Origin of the sequence: Stenotrophomonas sp. PA-6-5C (assembly GCF_021605635.1) — a bacterium.
Lineage (GTDB): Bacteria > Pseudomonadota > Gammaproteobacteria > Xanthomonadales > Xanthomonadaceae > Stenotrophomonas > Stenotrophomonas lactitubi.
The window spans coordinates 24,333-50,722 of sequence record NZ_WKEE01000006.1 but is presented as its reverse complement, the minus strand read 5'-3'; the positions used below and the strand labels follow the sequence as shown (position 1 = coordinate 50,722).

General features: G+C 66.1%; 20 protein-coding genes and 1 riboswitch. Of the genes, 4 read left to right on the top strand and 16 right to left on the bottom strand.

Annotation, left to right across the window (positions count from 1 at the left end):
• Positions 1-2: 2 nt before the first annotated feature.
• Positions 3-3,212 carry a CusA/CzcA family heavy metal efflux RND transporter gene (locus GIW57_RS03790; RefSeq protein WP_236509193.1) on the top strand — a complete coding sequence of 1,070 codons (3,210 nt, stop codon included), beginning with the start codon at positions 3-5 and terminating at the stop codon, positions 3,210-3,212.
• A gap of 116 nt (positions 3,213-3,328) precedes the next feature.
• Here the strand turns inward: GIW57_RS03790 and GIW57_RS03785 are convergent, their stop codons facing one another.
• The 9 genes from GIW57_RS03785 to GIW57_RS03745 form a co-directional block, all read right to left on the bottom strand.
• Entirely contained in the window at positions 3,329-5,101 is a 1,773-nt protein-coding gene (locus GIW57_RS03785; RefSeq protein WP_236509192.1) for a DUF885 family protein, read from the bottom strand.
• A 652-nt stretch (positions 5,102-5,753) separates the two neighbouring features.
• Positions 5,754-6,101, bottom strand: coding sequence for a lipid-A-disaccharide synthase N-terminal domain-containing protein (locus GIW57_RS03780; RefSeq protein ID WP_025878793.1), 348 nt, complete (start codon positions 6,099-6,101; stop codon positions 5,754-5,756).
• Entirely contained in the window at positions 6,101-6,823 is a 723-nt protein-coding gene (locus tag GIW57_RS03775; protein ID WP_100461979.1) for a glycosyltransferase family 2 protein, read from the bottom strand. The genes GIW57_RS03780 and GIW57_RS03775 overlap by 1 nt, the downstream gene beginning before the upstream one ends.
• A gap of 90 nt (positions 6,824-6,913) precedes the next feature.
• A complete protein-coding gene (locus GIW57_RS03770) occupies positions 6,914-7,879 on the bottom strand; it encodes an NAD-dependent epimerase/dehydratase family protein (protein WP_236509191.1) in 966 nt (321 codons plus the stop codon).
• A gap of 64 nt (positions 7,880-7,943) precedes the next feature.
• Positions 7,944-8,669, bottom strand: a complete 726-nt coding sequence (locus GIW57_RS03765) for a suppressor of fused domain protein (RefSeq protein WP_236509190.1) — start codon at positions 8,667-8,669, stop codon at positions 7,944-7,946.
• 144 nt (positions 8,670-8,813) lie between these two features.
• Positions 8,814-9,734: a ParB/RepB/Spo0J family partition protein gene (locus GIW57_RS03760; protein WP_089237881.1), complete on the bottom strand. Its 921-nt coding sequence runs from the start codon at positions 9,732-9,734 to the stop codon at positions 8,814-8,816.
• A complete protein-coding gene (locus GIW57_RS03755; RefSeq protein ID WP_025878788.1) occupies positions 9,734-10,531 on the bottom strand; it encodes a ParA family protein in 798 nt (265 codons plus the stop codon). Before GIW57_RS03755 ends, GIW57_RS03760 begins: the two co-directional genes overlap by 1 nt.
• Positions 10,532-10,643: 112 nt before the next feature.
• Positions 10,644-11,282, bottom strand: a complete 639-nt coding sequence (rsmG, locus tag GIW57_RS03750; RefSeq protein ID WP_100461976.1) for a 16S rRNA (guanine(527)-N(7))-methyltransferase RsmG — start codon at positions 11,280-11,282, stop codon at positions 10,644-10,646.
• 39 nt (positions 11,283-11,321) lie between these two features.
• Positions 11,322-11,921, bottom strand: a complete 600-nt coding sequence (locus GIW57_RS03745) for a 4'-phosphopantetheinyl transferase superfamily protein (protein WP_089237883.1) — start codon at positions 11,919-11,921, stop codon at positions 11,322-11,324.
• 84 nt (positions 11,922-12,005) lie between these two features.
• Here GIW57_RS03745 and GIW57_RS03740 point away from each other — a divergent pair, with 84 nt between their 5' ends.
• Positions 12,006-12,257, top strand: a complete 252-nt coding sequence (locus GIW57_RS03740) for a GlsB/YeaQ/YmgE family stress response membrane protein (RefSeq protein ID WP_025878785.1) — start codon at positions 12,006-12,008, stop codon at positions 12,255-12,257.
• A gap of 72 nt (positions 12,258-12,329) precedes the next feature.
• On the opposite strand, the gene xth is transcribed toward GIW57_RS03740, so the two are convergent.
• From xth to GIW57_RS03720, 4 genes are all read right to left on the bottom strand, one after another.
• Positions 12,330-13,097, bottom strand: a complete 768-nt coding sequence (xth, locus tag GIW57_RS03735; RefSeq protein ID WP_100461975.1) for an exodeoxyribonuclease III — start codon at positions 13,095-13,097, stop codon at positions 12,330-12,332.
• Positions 13,098-13,270: 173 nt separating this feature from the next.
• Positions 13,271-14,677: a coniferyl aldehyde dehydrogenase gene (locus tag GIW57_RS03730; protein ID WP_236509189.1), complete on the bottom strand. Its 1,407-nt coding sequence runs from the start codon at positions 14,675-14,677 to the stop codon at positions 13,271-13,273.
• 229 nt (positions 14,678-14,906) lie between these two features.
• A complete protein-coding gene (locus GIW57_RS03725) occupies positions 14,907-16,562 on the bottom strand; it encodes an MFS transporter (protein ID WP_100461973.1) in 1,656 nt (551 codons plus the stop codon).
• Positions 16,563-16,673: 111 nt separating this feature from the next.
• On the bottom strand, positions 16,674-18,095 hold the full coding sequence (locus GIW57_RS03720; protein WP_236509188.1) for a DcaP family trimeric outer membrane transporter: 1,422 nt from the start codon (positions 18,093-18,095) through the stop codon (positions 16,674-16,676).
• A gap of 245 nt (positions 18,096-18,340) precedes the next feature.
• On the opposite strand from GIW57_RS03720, the gene acs reads away from it, so the two are divergent.
• Together acs and GIW57_RS03710 are read left to right on the top strand one after the other, a co-directional pair.
• The gene (gene acs / locus GIW57_RS03715) at positions 18,341-20,284 is read left to right on the top strand and encodes an acetate--CoA ligase (RefSeq protein WP_089237893.1); all 1,944 of its coding nucleotides are present in this window, start codon (positions 18,341-18,343) and stop codon (positions 20,282-20,284) included.
• 121 nt (positions 20,285-20,405) lie between these two features.
• Positions 20,406-21,071, top strand: coding sequence for a response regulator transcription factor (locus GIW57_RS03710; protein ID WP_005420420.1), 666 nt, complete (start codon positions 20,406-20,408; stop codon positions 21,069-21,071).
• A gap of 102 nt (positions 21,072-21,173) precedes the next feature.
• On the opposite strand, the gene GIW57_RS03705 is transcribed toward GIW57_RS03710, so the two are convergent.
• From GIW57_RS03705 to GIW57_RS03695, 3 genes are all read right to left on the bottom strand, one after another.
• Positions 21,174-21,629, bottom strand: a complete 456-nt coding sequence (locus GIW57_RS03705; RefSeq protein ID WP_236509187.1) for a transposase — start codon at positions 21,627-21,629, stop codon at positions 21,174-21,176.
• Positions 21,630-21,776: 147 nt separating this feature from the next.
• Entirely contained in the window at positions 21,777-22,352 is a 576-nt protein-coding gene (locus GIW57_RS03700; protein WP_230111190.1) for a manganese efflux pump MntP family protein, read from the bottom strand.
• A gap of 88 nt (positions 22,353-22,440) precedes the next feature.
• A riboswitch (yybP-ykoY riboswitch) is annotated at positions 22,441-22,530 on the bottom strand.
• A 253-nt stretch (positions 22,531-22,783) separates the two neighbouring features.
• A complete protein-coding gene (locus tag GIW57_RS03695; RefSeq protein WP_236509186.1) occupies positions 22,784-26,239 on the bottom strand; it encodes a PAS domain-containing hybrid sensor histidine kinase/response regulator in 3,456 nt (1,151 codons plus the stop codon).
• Positions 26,240-26,390 lie beyond the last annotated feature (151 nt).

The window sequence follows — 26,390 nt, the reverse complement described above, 5'->3', positions numbered from 1 at the left end:
CCATGTTCAAGCTCATCATTGAAACCGCGGTACGCCACCGCTGGCTGGTCGTGGCCCTGGCTGCACTCGTTGCCGCCGTGGGCCTGTTCCAGCTCGGCAAGCTGCCGATCGACGCGGTGCCGGACATCACCAACCGCCAGGTGCAGATCAATACCGTGGCACCGGCACTGACGCCCGAGCAGATCGAGCGGCAGGTGACCTATCCGCTGGAAACCGCGCTGGCCGGCATCCCCGGCCTGACCACCACCCGTTCGCTGTCGCGCAATGGCTTCTCGCAGGTCACCGCGATCTTCACCGATGCCACCGACATCTACTTCGCCCGCCAGCAGGTGGCCGAACGCATGCGCGAGGCCTCAGAAGACCTGCCTGATGGTGCGTCGCCGATGCTGTCGCCGGTCACCACCGGCCTCGGCGAGGTGTTGATGTGGACGGTGGACTTCACCGCGTTCGATCCTGCGAAGCTGGCCAGGCCGGGCGAAGCCGGCTGGCAGGCCGGCGAGGTCTACCGCACGCCGGAAGGCAATCTGCTGCGCACGCCGGAAGAGCGCGCCACCTACCTGCGCACCGTGCAGGACTGGATCATCGCGCCGCAGATGCGCTCCAGTCCCGGGCTGGCCGGCGTGGACACCGTCGGTGGTTACGTGAAGGAGTACGGCGTGCATCCGGACAGCGCGCGGTTGGCCGCGCATGGCCTGGGCCTGGCGGACCTGGTGACGGCCCTGCAGCGCTCCAATGTGCAGGCCGGTGCCGGCTTCGTGCAGCGTGCCGGCGAAGGCCTGGTGGTGCGTGCCGACGGTCTGGCACTGACCACCGACGATCTGGCACAGGCGCCGGTAGCGACCCGCAATGGCGTGGTGGTGCGCGTGGCCGATGTGGCCGAGGTCGAACTGAGCCGCGCACCGCGCCTGGGTGCGGCCAGCCGCAACGGCCATGAAGCCGTGCTCGGTACCGCGCTGATGATCGCCGGTGGCAACAGCCGCACCGTGGCCCAGGCCGCCGCCGCGCGCCTGGAACAGGTGAACAAGTCGCTGCCGGCCGACATCGTGGCAGCGCCGGTGCTGGACCGCAGCGTGCTGGTCAATTCCACCATCAAGACCGTGGCCAAGAACCTCACCGAGGGCGCGCTGCTGGTGGTGGTGGTGCTGTTCCTGCTGCTCGGCAACCTGCGTGCGGCGGCGATCACTGCACTGGTGATCCCGCTGTCGTTCCTGTTCGCGGTGATCGGCATGAACCGCTTCGGCATCAGCGGCAACCTGATGAGCCTGGGTGCGCTGGACTTCGGCATCCTGGTGGACGGTGCGGTGATCGTGATCGAATCAACGCTGCTGATGCTGGGCCAGCGTCGCGCCGAACTGGGCCGTGCATTGACCGCGATGGAACGCCTGCGCGTAGCGGCCGATTCGGCGCGCAGGATGGCGCGACCGGCAGCGTTCGGCCAGCTGATCATCCTGCTGGTGTTCGCGCCGATCCTCACCCTGGAAGGCGTGGAGGGCAAGACGTTCCACCCGATGGCGGCCACGTTCATGCTGGCTCTGGTGGGTGCCTTCATCTTCTCCTTCACCTTCGTGCCGGCGATGGCCGCACTGATGGTGCGCGAGCCGAAGCTGAAGGAAGGCGAGGCACACAGCGATGATGGCGAGCACGAAACGAAGCTGATCCGCGTGCTGCGAGGGCGCATCGAGCCGATCATCCGCCGGGCCGTCGCGCGGCCGCGGTCGGTGGTGGCGGGTGCGGGCCTTATGCTGCTGGTGGGTATTGGTTCGTTCGGCCTGCTCGGCCGCGAGTTCATGCCGACACTGGATGAAGGCAACGTGGCGATGCAGGCACTGCGCGTGCCATCGACCTCGCTGGAGCAGTCGCTGGCGATGCAGCTGGCGCTGGAAAAGGCGATTGCCCAGCAACCGGAAGTGGAAACGGTGTTCTCGCGTACCGGTACCGCTGAAGCGGCGATCGACCCGATGCCGACCAACATTTCCGACAGCGTGATCGTGCTCAAGCCACGTGCGGACTGGCCCGATCCGAAACTGGGCAAGGAAGCACTGGTGGCTCGCTTCGAAAAGCTGGCCGGCCAGCAGCTGGGCAACAGCTTCGAGTTCAGCCAGCCGATCGAACTGCGCTTCAACGAGCTGATTTCCGGCGTGCGGACCGATCTGGCGGTGATGATCTTCGGCGATGATTTCAGCCAGCTGCAGAAGGTGGCCGACCAGGTGGCGCTGAAACTGCGTGCGGTGGAGGGTGCGGCCGATGTGCGGGTGGAGCAGATTTCCGGCCTGCCCACGCTCAACGTCAAGATCGACCATGTGGCAGCGGCGCAGTACGGGCTGACCGCCGCAGACGTCAGCGATGCGCTGTCCACCGGCATCGGCGGTACGGCAGCCGGCAAGATCTTCGAGGGCGACCGCCGCTTTGACGTGGTGGTGCGGCTGGACGACAGCGCACGCAACGACCCGGATCAACTGGCTTCGCTGCCGATCGCCACACCGGCCGGCGTGGTGATTCCGCTGTCCTCGGTCGCGCGCATCAGCGTCAGCGAAGGGCCGAACCAGATCAGCCGCAACAACGGCAGCCGCCGGGTGGTGGTGCAGGCCAACGTGCGTGGCCGCGATCTCGGCGGCTTCGTTGGCGAGGCGCAGACCGCCGTGGCCGAAGTGGCGCTGCCGCCGGGTGCGTACCTGACCTGGGGTGGCCAGTTCGAGAACCTGCAACGTGCGGAAAAGCGCCTGGCCACAGTGGTGCCGGTGGTGTTCCTGCTGATCGGCAGCCTGCTGTTCATGGCCCTGCGCAGCGGCAAGGAAGCGGTACTGGTGTTCAGCTGCGTACCGCTGGCGCTGGTCGGCGGCATCCTCGCCCTGCTGCTGCGCGGCATGCCGTTCTCGGTGTCGGCAGCGGTGGGCTTCATCGCAGTGTCCGGCGTGGCCACGCTCAACGGCCTGGTTTTGATGCAGGCGATCCGTGAGCGCCTGGACGCCGGTGACGTGCCGATGATGGCCGCAATCAATGGTGCGTCCAGCCGTATCCGCGCGGTGCTGACCACCGCGCTGGTGGCCATCGTCGGCTTCATTCCGATGGCGATCGCCAGTGGTTCCGGTGCGGAAGTGCAGAAGCCGCTGGCGACGGTGGTGATCGGTGGCTTGATCACCGCCACGGTGCTGACCCTGCTGGTGCTGCCGACCTTTGCTGCGCGCGTGGCGAAGGTGCGGACGGTGGGGTGAAAGAAAAAAGGGGCGGATCATGCGATCCGCCCCTTTCCGCTGAGGTTGCCGGCCAGCGGCCGGCACTACCACCTCGCGTTCCGGTAGCGCCGGGCCATGCCCGGCGACGCGGCGGGTCAGGCCTTCCTGCGCTCGGCGATGTACGCCTGGATCTGCTGTTCCAGTACCGGCAACGGCACCGAGCCCTGCTTCAGCAGCGTGTCGTGGAAGCCTTTGATGTCGAACTTGTCACCCAGTTCCTTCTCCGCCTGCGCGCGCAGGCGCACGATGGCGATCTCGCCGAGCTTGTAGCTCAACGCCTGGCCCGGCCAGGAAATGTAGCGGTCCACTTCGGTGGTCACTTCGTGCTCGCTCAGCGCCGTGTGGTCACGCAGGTAGGCCAGCGCCTGCTCGCGGCTCCAGCCCTTGCTGTGCACGCCAGTGTCGATCACCAGGCGCGTGGCGCGCCACATCTCATAGGTCAGGCGACCGAAATCCTCGTACGGGGTTTCGTAGATGCCCATTTCCACGCCCAGCTTCTCGCAGTACAGCGCCCAGCCTTCGCCATAGGCGGAGATGTAGGCATTGCGGCGGAACTCCGGCAGGTTCTTCTGCTCGGCGGCGATGGCACCCTGCAGTGCGTGGCCCGGATCGGACTCGTGCAGGGTCAACGCCGGCAGGTTGTACAGCGGGCGCGACGGCAGGTTGTAGGTGTTGAGCCAATAGGTGCCCATGCCACCACGGCCGGCGGTCCAGAACGGCGCGATGTCCGGCGGCACCGGCACGATGGTGAAGCGCGCACGCGGCAATGTCATGTACTTGCCGAGCTGGCCGTCTGCGCGCTTGGAGATCCACGCGGCACGCGACAGCAGTTCTTCCGGCGTCTTGGCATAGAACTGCGGGTCGGTACGCAGGAAGGTCAGGAACTCGGCAAAGCTGCCCTTGAACTTCACCTGCTTGATGATGTCGTTCATTTCCTTCTGGATGCGTGCCACTTCATCCAGGCCGATGCGGTGGATCTCGTCCGGCGACAGGTCCAGCGTGGTGTATTCGTGGATCTGCTGCTTGTAGTACGCCTTGCCGCCGGGCATCGCTTCGGCAGCCAGGGTGGTACGCGCCTGCGGCACGTATTCGTTGACGAAGAAGGTGCGTAGCTGCTGGAACGCCGGCACCACCTTGCCGCTGATCGCCGCGCGGGCCTGTGCCTGCAGCTTGGCCTGCTCGGCAGCCGGGACTGTGTTGGGCAGCTTCTTGAACGGCGCGTACAGCGGCGATTCGGTCGGATCCTTCAGTTCGGCGACGGTGGCGATGGACACCTCGCGGCCATCGAGCACCGCACGCGGCACGCTGAAGCCGCGCTTCAGGCCGGCACGCATGTTGTCGGTCTGCTGGTCGAAGTAGCGCGGCACATCATTCAGGCGCGCGATGTAGTTCTGGTAGTCCTGCACGGTCTTCATCTCGCGTCGGGCCATGAAGGACAGGTTGGACCAGAACGAGGAGTCGGCGTTGAACGGCATCTCGTAGCCGCGCAGGCGCACTTCTTCGGCCAGGTTGAACACCTGGTCGCGGTAGATCGCGTAGTTGACCTGGTTGTCGGGCGACAGGGTCTTCGGGTCGATCTTCTTCAGCGCGGCCAAGGTTTCGTCCCATACCTTCAGGCGTGCCTGCTGCGCGGCCGCGCCGACGTCGGGCATGCGGGTGGCGTTGGCCGGGGCGTCTTCGTCCTCGCTGGCCTCGCCGCCGCCGTCCTGGCGCCACTTCCATTCCTTCTCGTACAGCGCGCGAAAAGCGGCGTCGGCGGGCGATTCGGTGGCCACGCTGGCCGGCGCGGTGGCGGTGGGCGGTGCGGCCAGGGCCACGGCAGGGGCAGACAGGGCGATCAGCAGGGCTACGGCAAGACGGGTTTTCACGAGCACAGGTTCCCGGGAAGGCAGACCCCGATCATGGCACCCCGCACCACGCAAGGCATGGGACGAAGGTCCTGCCTGCAACGCAGGCAGGACCGGGAACCGGCCGCAGGCCGGACCCCAGCGCCGAAGGCTGGTCGGCTGCTCTTGCGCTCGATGCGTGGAAAAATCCACGCCTCGCATGGCATGGGACAGAGCCCGGCCTCAGTAGATCCACGCCATGCGTGGATGCCCCTGCCGCTGGGCACACCTGCGCCGACCAAGGTCGGCGTCTACCTGGGCACCGCGGCACCTGCATGGCCGCTCTGGTAGTTGCCAACCTGGGTTGGCACCCGGAGAAACCCAGCGCCGACCAAGGTCGGCGTCTACCGGAGCACCGAGGCGCCAGCATGGCCGCTCTGGTAGTTGCCAACCTGGGTTGGCACCCGGAGAAACCCAGCGCCGACCAAGGTCGGCGTCTACCGGAGCACCGAGGCGCCAGCATGGCCGCTCTGGTAGCTGCCAACCTGGGTTGGCACCCGGAGAAACCCAGCGCCGACCAAGGTCGGCGTCTACCGGAGCACCGAGGCGCCAGCATGGCCGCTCTGGTAGCTGCCAACCTTGGTTGGCACCCGGAGAAACCCAGCGCCGACCAAGGTCGGCGTCTACCGGAGACCTAGTGGCTGGCCTTGTCCCGCTTCCACCCGCGGTGCTTGATGTCCAGCTGCAGGCTGTACAACGCAGTGAAGGCCGGGAACAGGTTCTGCAGCACGCCCACCGAGTCCTGTTTGGCCGAGAACAGGAAGTAGCTCAGCGTCATCAGGCTGCCGACCACGCTCATGTACCAGAACAGGCGCGGAATCACCGGCTTGCCGGCGCGCTTGGAGGCGACAAACTGGACCAGCCAGCGGCCACCGAACATCAACGCACCGGTGTAGCCGATCAGCTTCCAGCCGGTCACATGCAGGCCGGTCCAGTACAGCCAGGTCAGCGGCTGGTCCAGCCAGTGCAGCTCCAGATCCATCAACGCTCCTCCACTGCGGTGCGCTTGCTGCGGGTGATCAGCCAGGCCACACCGCGCAGGTCGCGGATGCCGACGAGTGCGCGGCCGAGGTTGTTGTACTTGGACACGCCGGCAGTGCGGTGGCGATGGTTGACCGGCACGCTGGTGGTCTTCCAGCCGGCGCGCTGCATCAATGCCGGCAGGTAGCGATGCATGTGGTCGAAGTACGGCAGATCGAGGAAGGCGTTGCGCTCGAACAGCTTGATGCCGCAGCCGGTATCGGGGGTGTCATCGCGCAGCATGCGCGCGCGGATGGCGTTGGCCCACTTGCTGGCCCAGCGCTTGCTGCCGCTGTCCTGGCGGTTGACGCGCCAGCCGGCAAACAGCTTCACCTGGGCATCGGCGGCACTGCGGGCCTGCAGCAGCTTGGGGATATCGGCCGGATCGTTCTGGCCATCACCATCGAGGGTGGCGATCCACGGTGCACGCGCATGCTTGACGCCGGTACGTACTGCGGTGCTCTGCCCGCTCTGCGAAACGTGGTGCAGCACCCGCAGTTCCGGCGTGGTGGCCTTCAGGCCCTGCAGCACGGCCAGGGTGTCATCGCGCGAATGATCGTCGATGTAGACGATCTCGAACGGCAGCCGGCCGCGCAGTGCAGCGGTGATTTCGGCCACCAGGGGCGCGACGTTGTCGCGCTCGTTGAATACTGGGACGACGACGGACAGCTCGGGTTGGCTCATGGGGGGACTCGGCCAAGGAGGGACAAAGACCGCGCATTTTCCGACGCCGAGGTTATCCGAAGATGAATCCGGCAGTGTGAGGATGCGTTCTCACGCGCGATCAGCAAAATACTCGCGACACCACTGCACCACCGGCGGCAGGCCCTGTTCGATCGGCATGGCCGGTTCGTAGCCAAATGCGTCATGTGCGCGCCGGGTATCGGCCATCGTGCGTACCATGTCGCCCGGCTGCATCGGCTTGTAGACCTTCTGCGCGGGGCGACCAGCGGCCTGCTCGATCACGCCGATGAAGCGCTCCAGCTCGACCGGCGTGTGGTTGCCGAGGTTGAACACCCGGTGCGGCACCGGACCATCAGCCGGGTGCGCGAGGGCGCCGAGAATACCGGCAACGATGTCGGAGACATGTGTGAAGTCGCGCTGCATGCGGCCTTCGTTGAACACATCGATCGGACGGCCAGCCAGCACCGCGCGCGAGAACAGCAGCGGCGCCATGTCCGGCCGGCCCCACGGGCCGTACACGGTGAAGAAGCGCAGGCCGGTGGCGTGCAGGCCATACAACTGCGCGTAGGTGTAGGCCATCAGTTCATTGGCGGCCTTGGTCGCTGCGTACAGCGAGCGCGGCTGGTCCACGCGCTGGTCTTCCGAAAACGGCGGCGTGGCCGAATCGCCGTACACCGAACTGCTGGACGCATACACCAGATGCTGCACGCCACGGTGGCGGCACAGCTCGAGCATGTTGACGAAGCCGACCAGGTTGCTGTCGACGTAGGCGTGCGGGTTTTCCAGCGAATAGCGCACGCCGGCCTGCGCGGCCAGGTGGATCACCGCCGTCGGCTGTATTTCGTCGAACAGCGCGGCCAGGCCGTCGCGGTCGGTCAGGTCCAGCATGCGCAGGTCCAGCGTCGGGCACAGTGCGGCCACGCGGTCGCGCTTGATCTGCGGGTCGTAGTAGTCGTTGAAGTTGTCCAGGCCGACCACGGACTGGCCCGCATCAAGCAGGGCGCGGGCGGTATAGGCACCGATGAAGCCGGCTGCGCCGGTAAGCAGGATGGTCATTGCGGTGGGCCTGGAATTCAGCGGTCGATTCAGTGGTTACAGCGTCTGATGGTACGCGCAGGACCTAGAACAGGCCGAAACGCTTCTTGGCCACATTGGTACGCCCGGGCTGGATGACATCCTGGATGTTCTTCGCATCGAAGCGGTCCAGCAGGGTTTCCGAATCCTTCTTCAGCTTCAGGTCCATCTCTTCCGGGTACAGCGGCACGATCGCCATGAACTCGATGGTCGTGCCGTCTTGCAGCTCCAGCGTGCCGAAGTCGTCCGGGGCGGTGACCGGCGGCAGCACGATGGCGCCATCGAATCCCACGCCCGGTGCATAGGGCTCGGACGGATGGCCGTTGGGAATGGTGTGGCCGAAGCCCAGCCAGGTGTCGTACTCATGCGGCAACCGCGCCAGGGTCTTCAACAGACGCACCGGCCAATAGTTGCGCTCGTCCTCGAAGGCTTCCTGGGTGATCGGCCAATCCGCCGGCAAGGTCACCATCAGCTCCATGTGCCGGGGGGCGTCCACCTCATCCGGCACGGACATCGGCAGATCGCTCATGCCCGAGGTCACCAGGCGCAGGTACGGACACGCGTCGGTGGCCGGCACCACATGCACGTCGATGTGCACGATATCGGAGATGATTTCGTGGAAGACGCCGGAGATCGGGCCCAGATGGCGCTCGATGTGCGCGCTGATCGCCTCGATGTGTTCTTCGCCGTGGGCCGGGGTGAAGTCCTTCTCGCGGCTGTGCACGAGAATCGGGCTGCCGCCCGGGCTGACGTCGTCTACTTCAATGGTCATGTCCTGCTCCCTGGATGAGCCACGGGGCGGAGCGGGCCCACCCTGCGGTGGACGATACGACCTCCGGCACGCGCGGCGGTGCGTTCCCTGCAATCGACGGAGCACGGCAGGAACAGGCCGTGCGCCCATGAAACTGCGCCGGGGTCAGCCCTGGCGCGTGCGCAGCCGCTCCAGCACGCCATCGAGCGTGTCCAGGTTGGCGTAATGGATGATCAGCTTGCCCTTGCCACCGCGGCCATGGTTGATCGCAACGGACGTGCCCAGCACTTCGGACAGCTCGGTTTCCAGCGAGGCGATATCGGCCTGCTGCACCTTGGCCACCGGCTGCGGACGGTTGCTCGGCACCTTGCCGGCGGCGAACGCCTGCGCACGACGCTCGACCTCGCGCACCGACCAGCCCTCATCGGCCGCTTCCTGGGCCAGCTTGCTGGCCAGTTCCGGAGCCAGGGTCAGCAGCGCGCGGGCGTGCCCCATCTCCAGCCGGCGCGTTTCCAGCAGCAGGCGGATGGCGATCGGCAGCTCCAGCAGGCGCAGCAGGTTGGACACCGCCGCGCGCGAGCGGCCGACGGCCTCGGCGGCCTCGGCATGGGTCAGGGTGAATTCGCTGATGAGGCGCTGCAGCGCTTCGGCTTCTTCCAGCGGGTTGAGGTCTTCGCGCTGGATGTTCTCGATCAGCGCCATCGCGATGACGGTGCGGTCTTCCAGCTCGCGCACCACCACCGGCACTTCGTCCAGGCCTGCCAGCTGCGAGGCGCGCCAGCGACGTTCACCGGCGACGATTTCGAAGTTGCCTGCCGGCAGCTGACGCACCAGGATCGGCTGGATCACGCCCTGCGACTTGATCGAGTCGGCCAGTTCGGACAGCTTGCCCTGGTCCATCTCGCGACGCGGCTGGTACTTGCCCGGCTGCAGCTGGCCTACCGGCAGCTTGCGCAGCACTTCACCGGGCAGCGGCTCGATCACCGCCGTGCTGGCCTGCACCTGGCTGACCGCGCCCTTGGGCCCCAGCAGGGCGTCCAGGCCGCGGCCGAGGCCACGCTTCTTGGCGGCAGGCTTGCTGGTCATCAGACGGTCTCCACGGCCTTGGTGGCCTTGTTGCGTTCGTTGTTGCGGCGGATGATCTCGCCGGCCAGGCCGAGGTAGGCCACACCGCCACGCGAAGCACGATCGTAGCCGACGATGCTCTGGCCATGGCTGGGCGCCTCGGCCAGGCGCACGTTGCGCGGCACGATGGTGCGGAACACGCGGTCACCGAAGTGCTCGGTGAGCTCGGCCGACACGGCATTGGCGAGGTTGTTGCGCACATCGAACATGGTGCGCAGCACGCCTTCGATCTCCAGCGCCGGGTTGAGGTTGGCGCGCAGCGCTTCGATGGTTTCCACCAGCGCACTCAGGCCTTCCAGCGCGTAGTACTCGCACTGCATCGGCACGATCACCGAATCGGCGGCGGCCAAGGCGTTCAGGGTCAGCAGCGAGAGTGCCGGCGGACAGTCGATCAGGATGTAGTCGTACTCGTCGCGGATCGGCGCCAGCGCGCGCTTCAGGCGCTGCTCGCGCTCGCTCTGCGCCATCAGCTGGATCTCGGCCGCGGTCAGGTCGATGTTGCCCGGCAGCAGGTCGTAGCCTTCGGCGGTCTGCACGCGCACGTCGGCAGCGCTGGACTCGCCCAGCAGCAGATCGTAGGTGGAGGAGACCAGCTCGCGCTTGTCCACGCCACTGCCCATGGTCGCGTTGCCCTGGGAATCCAGGTCGACCAACAGCACGCGCTTGGGTGCGTTGGCCAGGGAAGCGGCCAGGTTGACGGCGGTCGTGGTCTTGCCGACGCCACCCTTCTGGTTGGCGATGGCGATGATGCGGGCCATGCGGGTGTGCCTCGTCGACGTGTGCTGGGACCGGTCATTATGCGTACAACCGGGCCCGTGCGGAAATCGTGGATCGCCAACCGCTTGTTCCACAAGGGGCTGGCGGCGGGGTTCAGGGGCCTGTGACGGTGACCAGATGGCGTTCGCCGGCCAGGCCGGGCACGCTCAGCGGGACCACCTCGCGCACCTGCCAACCGGCCGGCAGCGCTGCGATCTCTTCATGTGGGTAGACGCCCTTCATGGCCAGCAGCACGCCACCGGGTCGCAGCAGGTGGCCACCGACGCGGACGATGCCGGCCAGGGTGTCCATCGCGCGCGCGGTCAGCTGATCGTAGCTGCCCGGCTCGTCCAGCGCTTCGGCGCGCGACTCGGCCACGCGGGCATTGCCCAGGCCCAGCTGGCGCACGGCCTCGCGCATGAAGCGGGCCTTCTTGCCGTTGCTTTCCACCAGGGTGACCTGCAGGCCCGGGCAGGCGATCGCCAGCGGGATGCCCGGCAACCCGGGGCCGGTACCGAGGTCGGCCAGGCTGCCATCGGCCACGAACGGCTGCATCGCCAGCGAATCAAGCAGATGGCGGGTGACCATTTCCTGCGGATCGCGGATGGCGGTGAGGTTGTAGGTGCCGTTCCAGCGGTGCAGCAACGCCAGGTAGCGCAGCAGCGGCGGGGCCAGCTCGGCGGCCAGGCCCATGCTGGCCAGGCCCTGCTGCAGCGTGGACGCTACGCCGGCGGGAAGATCGTGTTCGCTCATGCCGACATTATCGCCGGTTTTCACTGCAGATTCGGCGATTCACTGCGGATACCAGGCCAATGCGGCACGGAACTGGCCACTGGCCTGCCACTCGTGCAGGTGCCAGCGCGCGGCCTCGCCCAGTTCCGGGTCACACCAGCGCAGGTGCAGCGCGCCATCGGCGGCCGGGGCCAGCTGCAGGCGGTGCAGGCCAAAGGAAATGCCCTGCCCGTGCGCCTTCAGCATGGCTTCCTTGGCGCACCACACGCGGAAGAACCAATGTTCGCGGTCGGCCTCGTCCAGGCCCTGCAGCCAGACCACTTCGTCGGGATGGAAGAAGCGCTGGATGATTTCCAGCATGCGTGGGCGCGGCCGCAGCAGTTCCAGGTCCACGCCCAGCCGCACGCCCTCGCCCAACGCCACCAGCAGCACCTCGCCGCTGTGGCTCCAGCCGGTGCCGTAGTGGGCCAGCGCGCCGCTCAGCTCCGGCCGGCCCTTGTCATCGCGCAGCAGCGGCAGCGCGTCCGGCTCGCCGCCCAGGGCCTGTGCCAGCACCTGCCGGGCCTGCGGCTCGCCACGTTGTCCGGGCACATGGGGGCAGCGCCAGACAGTAACCGGACCAAACCGCCAGGGGCCGTCGAGGGTGGCTGGCAGGCTCATGCGCACGCGACCGTCACGGGATTGCACAGCGGGTTCACGGCACTGCGCGTCAACTGGACACGGTTATCCACCGGAGAGTCGATCATGGGCATCATCATCTGGCTGATCGTCGGCGGCATCGTCGGCTGGCTGGCAAGCATCATCATGAAGCGCGATGGCCAGCAGGGCATCATCCTCAACATCGTGGTGGGCATCGTTGGCGCATTGATTTCGGGCTGGCTGTTCGGCGGCGGCATCAATGAAGCGATCACCCTGCGCACGTTCCTGTTCTCGCTGATCGGCGCGGTGATCCTGCTGGCGATCGTCAACCTGTTCACCCGCAAGAGCATACGCTGACGCAGCGGTAGTGCCGGCCGCTGGCTGGCAGATGCATCGCAACGGGCCCGGCCATCGCCGGGCCTCGTTGTTTCAGCCCAGCTGCACCCACGCCGGTGCATGGTCGCTGGGGCGTTCCCAGGTGCGCGGCTCACGGTCGATGCCAGAGGCCACCGCACTGCCCTTCAGTGCATCGGAGACCAGGGTCAGGTCGATGCGCAGGCCGAGGTTGCGGCGGAAACCGGCCGCCCGGTAATCCCACCAGCTGAAGGTGCCGGCCTCGTCGTTGTGCAGGCGGAAGCCGTCGTGAAGGCCCAGCTGCAGCAGTTTGGCCAGCGCACCGCGCTCGGCGGTGGAGGTCAGGATGTGGTTCTCGTTCCAGACCTCGGGGTCGTGCACGTCGCGCGCATCAGGGGCGATGTTGAAGTCGCCCATCACGATCAGCTTCGGATGCCGCTGCAGTTCTTCGGCGATCCACGCATGCACCGCCTCCAGCCAGCGCAGCTTGTACTCGTATTTGTCGGTGCCGATGTCCTGGCCATTGACCACATACAGGTTGATCACCCGCAGGTCGCCGAAGGTGCCGGCGATGACCCGCTTCTGCTCGTCCTCGAAGCCGGGAATGCCGATCTGCACGTCCTGCGCCGGCTCGCGCGACACCAGCGCCACGCCGTTGTAAGTCTTCTGGCCAGCGAACACGCTGCGGTAACCGGCGGCGACCAGCGCCGAATCCGGGAACTTATGGTCCTCCAGCTTGGTTTCCTGGATACCGACAATGTCCGGGCCGAAGTCCTTGAGCCACTGCTCCAGGTGCGGCAGGCGGACATTGAGCGAATTGACGTTCCACGAGGCGATCTTCATGCGGGCATTCTACCCGGCCCAGCTTTGGTAGACGCCAACCTTGGTTGGCGCTTGGGGTGCCGTGCGCCCCGGTAGAGGCCGACCTTGGTCGGCGCTTTGGGTTCACGCGTGCCAACCAAGGTTGGCACCTACCGGAACCCGGTCCCATCAATAGAGCCACGCCATGCGTGGCTTCACCGCAACAGCAACCTCAACAACCCCGCAATCTTCGAATACGGCGGCCGCAGCCGATCACTGGCCGCCCAGCGCGACTGCCACAACACCGGCAGCAGCTTGCTCATGGCATCGAACCCAGCCTGCCCGTGGTACGCACCCATGCCACTGGCGCCAACTCCGCCGAACGGCAAACCATCAGCGGCGAAGTGCAGCAGCGTGTCATTCACCGTCACCCCGCCGGCCACCACCTGGCCGAGGATGCGCTCCACCGTCGCCCGGTCATGGCTGAAGGGATACAGCGCCAGCGGCCGTTCGCGGGCCACGATGTCGGCCAGCGCCGTATCCAGGTCCGGATAGGCCCGCACCGGCAGGATCGGACCGAAGATCTCCTCGCGCATCAGGTCCAGGTCATCCGGCGGGTCCAGCACCACGGTCGGCACCAGCAGCCGCTCGCGGTCGGCGCGCGCCTCATCCACTTGTGCCAATGGAATCACCGGCACGCCGCGCTCGCGCGCCTGCGCCAGATAGCCCTGCAGGCGCCGGTACTGGCCTTCGTTGATGATGCGCGTGTAGTCACCCGCATCGCTGAAATCGCCGTAACGCTCGCGCACCTGCTGCTGCAACGCCTGCACGAATTCGCGCTGGCGCACGCTGTCGATCAACACATAGTCCGGTGCGATGCAGGTCTGCCCAGCGTTGAACCACTTGCCGGTGGCCAGCCGCGCCGCGGCTTTGTCCAACGGGAAATCGCGGCACACGATCGCCGGCGACTTGCCGCCCAGTTCCAGGGTCAGCGGCACCAGATGTTCCGCCGCCGCCGCCATCACCTTGCGACCGACCGCGGTGGAACCGGTAAACACGAGGTGGTCCAGCGGTAGCGCGGACACTGCCGCTGCAACATCGGCCCCGCCCTGCACCACCGCCACACGTTCGGGCGGGAACACGCTGGCCAACAGATCGGCCAGGAACGCGCTGGTGTGAGGTGTGTGCTCGGAAGGCTTCAGCAGCACATGGTTGCCAGCGGCAATCGCCGTGGCCAACGGCACCAGCGCCAACGTGACCGGATAGTTCCACGGTGAGATCACCCCGACCACACCCAGCGGTGTCGGCCGCAGCTGCGCGCGGGCTGGCCACAGCTTCCAGCCTGCAGATGCATGACGCAGCTTCGACCAGCGTCGCAGGTGGCGGCGCAGGTGATCGATGGCCGACAGCACGCTCATGCCATCGGCCAGTTTCGATTCAACGTGGGCGCGGTGGCCGAAGTCCTCGGCGATGGCCGCAGCCATTTCGTCCAGGCGCGCCTTCAGCGCCTCGCGCAGGCGACGCAGATCGGCTTCGCGCTGGTCGAGCGAGGGGCGCTGCGACTGCCAGGCACTGCGCAGGGTGTGCAGGATGGCGGGGAGGTCGGCGGCTGAGGTGCTCATTCCGCGACTATACGGTGTGTGCACGTGAGGCGGCGGTCTCGATGGGGTCAGAGGGCGTGTGGCTTCGGATGCTTGTCAACCGCGATGACGGCATTGAGCGCTGTATGTTCGCGTCTGCGGAGTCTTGTGCCGCGCGTTGCGCGCTCGCCGAGCATGGCTCGGCGCTACAGGGAAACGAAAAGGCCGTGGTCTGCACCACGACCTCTCCTTCATCCAATGAACATCATTCTTACTTGGTGATATCCACGTTCTTCGTCTCGCGCAGGAACAGGCCACCCACCACCACCGACATCAGCGCGATGATGATCGGGTACCACAGGCCGTAGTACAGGTTGCCGGTACCGGCCACCAGCGCGAACGAGATCGCCGGCAGGAAGCCACCGAACCAGCCGTTGCCGATGTGGTACGGCAGCGACATCGAGGTGTAGCGGATGCGGGTCGGGAACAGTTCGACCAGGTAGGCGGCGATCGGGCCGTAGACCATGGTCACGTACAGCACCAGCAGCCACAGCATGAAGATCGTGCCGGCGATGTTGATGCGCGAGCCATCAGCCTTGGCCGGGTAACCCGCGGTGACCAGTGCGCCCTTCAGCTCGGCGCCGAACGCATCGGCCTTGGCCTTGCCTTCTTCCTTGGTCAGGCCGGCGGCCTCATACGAGGTGACGCTGGCACTGCCCACGTTGACCATCGCCAGCGAGCCGGCGGCGGCGGGCTGCACGTCATACGGCACACCGGCCTTGGTCAGCGCAGCGGTAGCCACATCGCAGGAGCTGGTGAACTTGCGCAGGCCGACCGGATCGAACTGGAACGAGCAGGTGTTCGGATCGGCCACGACCAGCGCCGGCGAGCTGCTGCGGGCTTCTTCGATGGCCGGATTGGCGAAGTGGGTCAGGCCCTTGAAGATCGGGATGTAGGTGACGGCGGCCAGCAGGCAGCCGGCGAGGATGATCTTCTTGCGGCCGATTCGGTCGGACAGCCAGCCGAAGAAGATGAAGAACGGCACGCCCAGTGCAAGCGCGGCGGCGATCAGCAGGTAGGAGGTGGTGGCATCGACCTTCAGCATGCTGCTGAGGAAGAACAGCGCGTAGAACTGGCCGCCATACCAGACCACCGCCTGGCCTGCGGCAGCACCGAGCAGCACCAGCAGCATCAGCTTCAGGTTGCCGCCCTTCAGGCTGTCACGGAACGGCGTCTTGGAACCCTTGCCTTCCGACTTCATCTGCTGGAACAGCGGCGACTCGCTCAGCTGCAGGCGGATCCACACCGACACGCCCAGCAGCACGATCGAGACCAGGAACGGAATGCGCCAGCCCCAGGCTTCGAAGGCTTCGTTGCCGAGGAAATAGCGGCAGGCCAGGATGATCAGCAGCGACATGAACAGGCCAAGGGTGGCCGTGCACTGGATGAAGCTGGTGTACAGGCCACGCTTGTCGTCCGGTGCGTGTTCGGCCACATAGGTCGCCGCACCACCGTACTCGCCGCCCATCGCCAGGCCCTGGGCCAGGCGCAGGATGATCAGGATCACCGGCGCGGCGAAGCCGATCGAGGCGTAGTTGGGCAGCACACCGACCAGGAAGGTCGAGATGCCCATGATCAGGATGGTGACCAGGAAGGTGTACTTGCGGCCGATACGGTCGCCGAGGCTGCCGAAGAAGGCCGCGCCGAACGGTCGCACGAAGAAGCCGGCCGCGAAGGCCAGCAGGGCGAAGATCATGCCCGTGGTTTCATTGACGCCGCTGAAGAACTGCTTGGCGATGATCGCCGCGAGCGAGCCATACAGGAAGAAGTCGTACCACTCGAAAACGGTGCCCAGGCTGGACGCGAAGATGACCTTCTTGTGTCCCTGGGTAAGTTGGGCTTTCGCCGGTGCGGGTGTTGTGGACATGGGACGCTTTCCCTCTGTAGGTGCCGACCTTGGTCGGCACGCAGTCTAGGTAGATACCGACCATGGTCGGCACTCAATCTCGGCAGGTGCCGACCGTTGGTCGGCACTCGATCAGAAGCTGTATTTCGTGGTGAACTGCAGACGGGTGATGTCGCCCTTGTTGCCGTTCTCGATCTCGCGCTTGCCGTACATCAGCTCGGCGCCGACATCGACCTTGGGCATCGGCGAATAGAAGATGTTGCCGCGGATGCTCTGCACGCTCTTGGTCACCAGCGGGCCGAGGATGCTGTCGTTGTCGTAGTCGCTGCGCGCGTAGATCAGGTTGGTGCGCAGCTTCGGCGAGAAGGCATGGCGCCAACCGACGTAGCCGGCGATCACACCGGTCGGGTTGAGTTCGTCGCGTGCCACGTCATAGGCCGAATCGGCGGTGATGCCCAGGCCGATGTAGCGGGCGATGCCCTCGCCACCGGTGAACTGGTAGTGCAGCGAATCGCTGTCACCCATCACCCACTTGCCGCCCAGGGTCAGGCCACCGGCCACCTTGTCAGCCTTGGCACCGGTGGTCTGGTTGTCGACCTTCAGCTGGCGGACCACGCCACCGACACCGAAGGTGCCCCAGTCACCCTTCCAGCCATAACGCAGGGTCAGGTCCGGCAGGCTGCCGCGATCGGAGTTGGCGCTGGCGTTGGTCCAGGCGCCGGTGACCGGATTGCGCGTGCCGGTGAGGGTGGTGGTTTCCGGATTCTCCAGCGCGACGCTGAAGCCGCCCTTGGTGTAGCGAACCTGGGCCTGGCGCACGAAGATCACACCGTCGGTGGGGCCGACGAAGTCGACCGCTTCCGGCAGCGACGCCGCATCCATGAAGTTCGACCAGGTCTGGCCGGCCATCCAGTTGTTCCAGTACATGTACGCATGGCGCAGGGTCACGCCATAGGTGTTGGTGGCGGTCTGGTTGCCCAGCGAATTGCCGAAGAAATCCATCTCGAAGAACGCGCCGGCCTTGTTGCCCGACTCGCTGACGTTGTCGATGCCCAGGTTGAAGCGCGAGAACTTGGCGTGGGCGTTGTAGTCCACGTCCGAGCGCTTGCCGCTGCCGCCTGCACCTTCCACCGGGGTCTGCCCGGGCAGGTACAGCGCGCGGCCGGTGGCATCGTCGGCCAGCTGGCCATCGCTGGTCTGGGTGGCCAGGAAATCGGCCTTGATGAAGCCGCCGATCTTGACCGTGGTACCCGGCGCCGCGCCGGGGGTGATGGTGGTGACCTGGATCGGCTGCTTGCCCGCAGGCACCGCCGGCTTCTGTTCGGCCTGCAGCGTGCGGACGTCGGTGACCGCCTGCTGGGTCTGCACGATCTGGGTCTGTTGCTGCTGTTGCGACGCCAGCAGCGCCTGCACCTGCCGCTCCAGTTCGGCGACGCGTGACTCCAGTGCCTTCTCTTTGGCGGTCTCGGCGAACGCCATGCCCGGTGCGACCAGGGCGACCAACAGGCAGGCCGCCAAAGGTGTGCGCACGGCTTTCAACGTACGGTGGCTCATGTTGCCCTCTCTCCCAAGTGGCAAGGTGATGCCGCGCGTGGGGCACGGTCGAGCCGAGACTGCGGGGCGTTTGCACGCACCGGCTATTGGCCATTGGTCGAACCCGGGCCTGCAGGGGCCCGACTTTCGACCAAGGTCTAACCGAAGTGGTGACGCGACCGGGGGTGGATGGGGCAAACTGAGAGGGAACGGCTGCTGCAATGCTGCGGCTGCACACACAAAGTCAACGTGCAAGTGAGGGTGCCATGGCTGATCTCTACCCCGTCGATCCGCAGTTCGCCGCCAAGGCGCGTATCGACAAGAATTCCTATGAACAGCAGTACCAGGCCTCGGTGTCCGATCCGGATGCGTTCTGGGGCAAGGCCGCCGAGCGGCTGGACTGGTCGCGCAAGCCGACGAAGATCAAGAACGTCAGCTACGACCTGGCCGACTTCCACATCAAGTGGTTCGAAGATGGCGAGCTCAACGCCAGCGTGAACTGCCTGGACCGTCAGCTGGAAAAGCGTGGCGACAAGACCGCCCTGCTGTTCGAGCCGGACAGCCCGGATGCGCCGGCCCAGCACGTGACCTATCGCGAGCTGTACGAGCGCACCTGCCGTCTCGGCAACGCGCTGCGCAACCTGGGCGTCAAGAAGGGCGACCGGGTCACCATCTACCTGCCGATGATCGTCGACGCTGCCGTGGCCATGCTGGCCTGCGCGCGCATCGGTGCGATCCACTCGGTGGTGTTCGGTGGCTTCGCGCCGAACTCGATCGCCGACCGGGTCAGCGATTGCCAGAGCAAGCTGATCATCACCGCCGACGAAGGCCTGCGTGGTGGCCGCAAGATTCCGCTGAAGGCCAACGTCGATGCGGCGCTGAAGCTGCCCGGCACGAATACGGTTGAAACCGTGCTGGTGGTGCGTCACACCGGCGGCGCGGTGGACATGCAGGCACCGCGCGACCGCTGGTTCCATGATGTGGTCGACAGCCAGCCGGCCAGCTGCGAACCGGAACCGATGAACGCCGAGGATCCGCTGTTCATCCTCTACACCTCCGGTTCCACCGGCAAGCCGAAGGGCGTGCTGCACACCACCGCCGGTTACCTGCTGTACGCGGCCTACACCCATGAAGCGGTGTTCGACCTGCGCGAGGACGACATCTACTGGTGCACCGCCGACGTCGGCTGGGTCACCGGCCACAGCTACATCGTGTACGGCCCGCTGGCCAATGGTGCGACCTCGCTGATGTTCGAGGGCGTACCGAACTATCCGGACACCTCACGCTTCTGGAACGTGATCGACAAGCACAAGGTGTCGATCTTCTACACCGCCCCCACCGCCATCCGCGCGCTGATGCGCGAAGGCGAGGAGCCGGTGAAGAAGACCTCGCGTGCCTCGCTGCGCCTGCTTGGCAGCGTCGGCGAACCGATCAATCCGGAAGCCTGGCGCTGGTACTACGAGGTGGTCGGCGACAGCCGTTGCCCGATCGTCGATACCTGGTGGCAGACCGAGACCGGCGGCATCCTGATCTCGCCGCTGGCCGGCGCGATGGATCTGAAACCGGGTTCGGCCACCCTGCCCTTCTTCGGCGTGCAGCCGGCACTGGTCAACGCCGATGGCGAGATCAAGGACGGCCCAACCGAAGGCAACCTGATCATCCGTGATTCCTGGCCGGGCCAGATGCGCACGGTGTATGGCGACCACCAGCGCTTCATCGATACTTATTTCCGCACCTACCCGGGCAGCTACTTCACCGGTGACGGCTGCCGCCGCGACGAAGACGGTTACTACTGGATCACCGGCCGCGTGGACGATGTGATCAACGTATCCGGCCACCGCATCGGCACCGCCGAAGTGGAAAGCGCGCTGGTCTCGCATCCGAAGGTGGCCGAGGCCGCCGTGGTCGGCTTCCCGCACGACGTGAAGGGCCAGGGCATCTATGCCTACGTCACCCTGGTGGCCGAAGAAGCGCCCAGCGACGAGCTGCAGAAGGAACTGGTCGCCTGGGTGCGCAAGGAGATCGGTCCGATCGCCACGCCCGATCACCTGCAGTGGGCGCCGGGCCTGCCGAAGACCCGCTCGGGCAAGATCATGCGCCGTATCCTGCGCAAGATCGCCGAGAACGCGCCGGACCAGCTCGGCGACACCTCGACCCTGGCCGATCCGTCGGTGGTGGCGTCGCTGGTGGACGAACGCAAGGTCCGTTGATGACGTGGGCGCGGGCACAGTACGCGCCACGAACGTGGCCGGGAGGAGGGACCCGGCCATGTTCAACCCGTCCTGTGCCAACCATCACACCGCCCTTTTTCCTGATCGATAAGCTCGACCCATGACCACCCTCCTGATTGCCGATGACCATCCGTTGTTCCGCGAAGCCCTGCGGGGTGCCGTGCAGCGGGTCATTCCGGGCGTTCAACTGTTCGAGGCCGACAGCGTGGAAGCGTTGTATGCGCTGGCCGACCAGCACAACGACGCCGACCTGGTCCTGATGGATCTCAACATGCCCGGCGCACAGGGCTTCAATGCGCTGGTGCACATGCGCTCGCTGCATCCGCAGCTGCCGGTGGTGGTGGTCTCCGCACGCGAAGAAGCCACGGTGATGCGTCGCGCACTCGACCACGGCGCGCTGGGCTTCATTCCGAAGTCCGCTGATTCGGACACCATCGGCCATGCGCTCGGCACCATCCTCGATGGCGAGACCTGGGCACCGCCGGAAGCACACAACGTGCCGCCGACCGGCAGCGAAGAACGCGAAGTCGGCCAGCGCCTGCGCGAGCTGACCCCGCAGCAGTTCCGCGTGCTGCAGATGCTCGGCGCGGGCCGCTTGAACAAGCAGATCGCCTACGACCTCAATGTTTCCGAGGCAACGATCAAGGCCCACGTCACCGCGATCCTGCGCAAGCTGGGCGTGACCAACCGCACCCAGGCGGTGCTGATGGCCGGCAAGCTGGCGATCGACGACGACGCCATCGTGCTGCCGCCGGAAGAAGACTGATCGTGATGAACTTCAGGGCCGAGCATGGGCTCGGCTCTACAGACTTCATGATGCATTTGTAGAGCCGAGCCCACGCTCGGCTGCTCTTCGCCAGATTCCAGATCACGCTTCAAGCGGCCATCGACTCCACGCATAGGGGTACTCCCCGATACGGGCAGCCAACCCGGCACGCACTGGATTCGCCGCAATGTACATCGCCTGCATTCGCAGGCATTCATCACTGCGCAGTGCACGATCGTAGTACCCCGGCTGCCAGATTGGCGCGTTGGCATCAACGCGCCTGCCGACGGACCTTCCACTCCTGGACTTCAGGATCTGCATGCAGCCAGCTAGCGTGCCGGTACGTAGTTCGAACAGCCAATGCAGATGATCCGGCATGACCACCCAGGCGAGGGATACGGTCCGACCGGTCCGCTCAACGGTGCGCAATGCCTCTATCAACAGCTCAATGTTGGCCTTGTCACTGAACCAGGGGCGACGCGCATGCGTCACCGTGGTAAGCGCATAGACATTGCCGGTATGCGACCAGCGACCATAACGGAGTGCGGGACTGGCCATACGGGAAGACTACGGCGCAGCAGAGGATCTCTACATCAGCGAAGTGCTGCGCTGCATGTCGGCCATTGCCCCAATGTAGAGCCGAGCCCATGCTCGGCTGCTTCAGACGTCAGCCGAGCATGGGCTCGGCTCTACAGGTATCCCTGCTTACGCGACACCGTGCAGGTGCTCATACAGGATCGTCGCACCGATGATCACCAGGATCACGCCACCGATTATTTCGGCGCGCTTGCCGACCATGCTGCCGAGCACGCGGCCCAGCATGATGCCGGCGGTGACCATGGTCAGCGTGCACAGGCCGATGACTGCGGCCATCACCCCGATATGCACGTCCATGAAGGCCAGGCCGATGCCCACCGCCATCGCATCGATGCTGGTGGCGAATCCGGTCAGTGCGAGTTTCCAGAAACCATGGTGCTGCGAAGGATCTTCATCGTCCTCGCCGTTGTCCGGACGCAGGCCGTTGTAGATCATGTGGATGCCCAGCGCGCCGAGCAGGCCGAAGGCGATCCAGTGGTCGAACGCTTCCACGTACTGCAGCGCGGCACGGCCAAGCAGCCAACCGATGATGGGCGTGATCGCCTCGATGACGCCGAAGATGATGCCGGCGCGCAGCGCATCACGGAACACCGGTTTGCGCATGGCTGCGCCCTTGCCGATCGCTGCGGCGAAAGCATCGGTGGACATGGCAAAGCCGATCAGGAGGATCGAAAGGGGGGACATTGGCGGCTGTTGAGGTCGGGCAAGGACGGACGCACGGCCTGCGCTCGCGCCCAACCTGATGTTGCGCGCGCGGGCCGCTGGTCTCGCCAACCATCATGGTTGTCCACGCCACGGCGCACTCGCCGAGTATGTTGACGTGGACGATTCCTGCGCAGGAATCCGGCTACTCCCCAAGGGGACGCGAAGCTTAGCACCGCGATCCGCGCGTGGCGCATTTCCAGCGAAACGCGCAGGCAGGGCTGGTTTTTATAGCGAAGGCTATATATGAGCCGCGCTTCGCGCAGGAGCCGAGCATGGGCTCGGCTCTACAGGGAGTTCGAGCAATCAAGATTTTGTAGAGCCGAGCCGATGCTCGGCTGCTCTCCAGCCAGACGGCGGAACACCGCGCTTCGCGCAGGAGCCGAGCATGGGCTCGGCTCTACAGTTGCCCATCAGGCATCGCCGTTGCGGGTATCCCGCAGCGCGCCCAGGAACGCGCGCAGCGACGCCGGCTTGATCGGCTTGGTCAACAGGCGATAGCCGCGTTCGCGCGCCATCCGCTTCAGTTCATCGCGGCCATCGGCGGTAAGCAGTGCACCGGGCAACGGATAGCCCGCCGCCTCGCGCAATGCCACCAGCGCGTCCAGGCCATCCATGCGATCGTGCAGGTGGTAGTCCACCAGCATCACCTGCGGACGCTCGGCGATCTTCTGCAGCGCCTGGTCCACCGTCGATGCGGTGATCACCTGCACCTGCCAGCGCCCCAGCAGCGCGCGCATGCCATCGAGGATCTCCTCGTCGTTGTCCACGCACAGCACGCGCAGGCCCGCCAACGAATCGCTGCGGACCGGCGGTGCCGTCGCCGCCAGGGCGACCGCATCGGTATAGCCCGGCAGTGGCGCCACCCGCGGCAGGATGATCGAGAACATCGAACCACTGCCGACCCGGCTGCGCGCGTTCAAGCGATGGTCGAGCAGGCGCGAGATGCGCTGGCAGATGGACAGGCCCAGTCCCAGGCCCTGCTCGCCCCAGTCGAACGGCTGCTGGTAGCGGTGGAACTCGTCGAAGATCTGCCGCATGTGATGCTCGGGAATGCCGGGGCCGGTATCCCACACCTGCAGTTCCACTTCATCGCCGCGCTGGCGCACCGCCAGCACGATGCGCCCCTGCCGCGTGTAGCGCAGCGCATTGGCAAGGAAGTTCTGCAGCACGCGGCGCAGCAGGCGGCGATCACTGCGCACCCAGGTGGTACGCGCGAACAGATCCAGGCGCAGCCCACGTCCGGCCGCAACCGGTGTGTACTGCGCGGCCAGCTCGCGCATCAGCGCACTGACGTCGAATTCGCCGATCACCGGATGCAGGCCGCCGGCATCCAGCCGCGACACGTCCAGCAGCCCATCCAGCAACTCCTCGGCCGCACGCAGCGACGCATCCACGCGCTCGGCCAGGTGCTTCTGCTCGTCGCTCACATGGTCACTGTCGCGCAGCGCCGAAGCAAACAATCGCGCCGCGTTCAACGGCTGCAGCACGTCATGGCTGATTGCGGCCAGGAAACGGGTCTTGGACTGCTGCGCGACTTCCGCAACATGCGAGCGCTCGGCCACGCGCTGTTCCAGCGTTTCGTTGGCTTCCAGCAGCGCGCGTTCGGCGTGCTTGTAGTCGGTGATGTCGTTGTAGCTGGTGACGTAGCCGCCGCCGGGCAGTGCCTGGCCCCGCATTTCGATCACCTTGCCATCGCTGCGGGTGCGCTCGAACACATGCGGCGAACCGGCGCGCATGTAGCCGATGCGGCGGTTGATCTGCAGTTCGATATCGCCCTCACCCAGCTCACCACGCTCGGCGTTGTAGCGGATCAGATCGGCCACCGGACGACCCACGTAGAGCATGCCATCGGGGTAGCCGAACATGTCCTGGTAGCGGCGGTTCCAGGCGGTCAGGCGCATGTCCGGATCGACCACGCTGACCCCGGCGCTGATGTTTTCCAGGGTGGTCGACAGGATCTCGCGATTGAAGCGCAGCTCCTGTCCTGCTTCGTCCAGCACCGCCACTACTTCGCCCAGGTCCATGCCCGAGCCGCGCAGCAGGCTGGTCAGCAGCAGGCGTGCGGAGGCCGCACCGATCGACGCCGCCAGCAGGCGTTCGGTGAACTGCACCCAGGGCCGGTCAGCCGGTGCCGAGGACTGCAGCTCGCGCCCCAGCGACTGCGCCTGTTCGAAGAACGAGCGTCGCGCATGGCGCTCACCGACCACGCGCGAGGCCAGTGCCAGCAGATCGCCCACGTGCACGTGGCCCGGCCAACCACCCGCCACGGAAGGCCGCTCGGCATAGGGATCGAGGAAGGGCGCAGCGCGCAGGCGCTCATCCACGCCCGGGCGCCAACGCGCCGATACCAGCATCATCGTCGCCGCGTTGACCAGCAGCGACCAGAACGTGCCATGGGTCAGCGGGTCCCAGCCGGTCATGCCGAACAGCTGCTGAGGCCGCAGCCAATCGATGCCGAACGGACCATGCTGCACCCAGCCGGCATCCATCCAGCCGGCCATCGTCATCGCTGGCAGCAGCAGGGTGTACAGCCAGGTGGCGAAGCCGAGCAGCATGCCGGTCTCGACGCCACGACGGCTGGCGCCACGCCAGTACAAGCCACCGATCAGGCCCGGCGCGAACTGCGCTACTGCGGCGAAGGCCATCAATCCATAGGAGGCCAGGGTGCTGTCGTTGCTGCTGCTGCGGTAGTAGCTGTAGGCCATCAATGCCAGCAGCAGGATCGCCAGGCGGCGGATCCACAGCACGCGCGAGGCGACGTCGGCCGCCTCCTGGTGGTCACCACTGCGCCGCAGCAGCACCGGCATCACCAGGTCGTTGCTGACCATCGTCGCCAACGCGATCGAGGACACGATGACCATGCCGGTGGCGGCAGAGAACCCGCCGATATAGGCGATCAGCGCCAGCGCGTTGCGACCCTCGGCCAGCGGCAACGCCAGCACCATCGAGTCGTCGGCCACGCCGCTTCCGGTACCGAACAGGCTGATGCCGGCCGTGGCGATCGGCAGCACCATCGCCGAGATCAGCACCAGGTAGCCGCCGAACATCCAGCGCGCGCGGCGCACGTCGCGCACGTCGCCGCACTCGACCACGGCCACGTGGAACTGGCGCGGCAGGCAGATGATGGCCAGGAAACTGAGCAGTGTCTGCGAGAGGAAGCCCACCGGTGGCAGCCCGGTGAACAACGTATGCACCGACTCCACCACCGCCTCGTTGCGGTCGCTGAGCCAGACATAGGCGAACACGCCCACCGCCACCATCGCCACCAGCTTGATCACCGATTCCAGCGCGATGGCCAGCATCATGCCGTGGTGGTGTTCGGTGGCATCCACTTGGCGGGTACCGAACAGGGTGGCGAACAGCGCCATCAGCAGTGCCACATACAGGGCCGGGTCGCTGAAGAATCCGGTCGGCCCGGTGTTGCCGGTCAGTACCTGCAGGCTCATCGCCACCGCTTTGTACTGCAGGGCGAGGTAGGGAATGATGCCGATCAGCGCGATGATCGCCACCAGCGCCGCCAGCCGCCGCGAGCGGCCGAAGCGCGAGGAAATGAAGTCGGCGATGGACACCACGTTCTGGCTGCGCGCGATCAGCGCCAGGCGCTCGATGATGCGCCAGCCGAACAACAGCAGCAGCAGCGGGCCGATGTAGATCGGCAGGTAGCCCACGCCGTTGCGCACGGCGGTACCGACTGCGCCGTAGAAGGTCCACGACGAGCAGTACACGGCCAGTGCCAGGCTGTAGACGACCGGTCGCAGCCACGGCCGGTCCGGGTACATCGGCCGACGGTCGCCCCACCACGCCACGCCGAACAGCAGCGCGGCATAGGCAACCGAGACCAGCAGCAGGATCCAGCTGGAGACCAAGCGCGTGTTTCCGTCGAAGGAACCCGCAGTGTAGGCCACGCGTGGCCGGGTGTACGGGCTGGGTGAAGGGCCACCACCCCCACCAAGGTGGGGGTCCACAATCATCAGGCACCCCCACCCAGGTGGGGGCCGGCAATCCGCGCTCGATCCG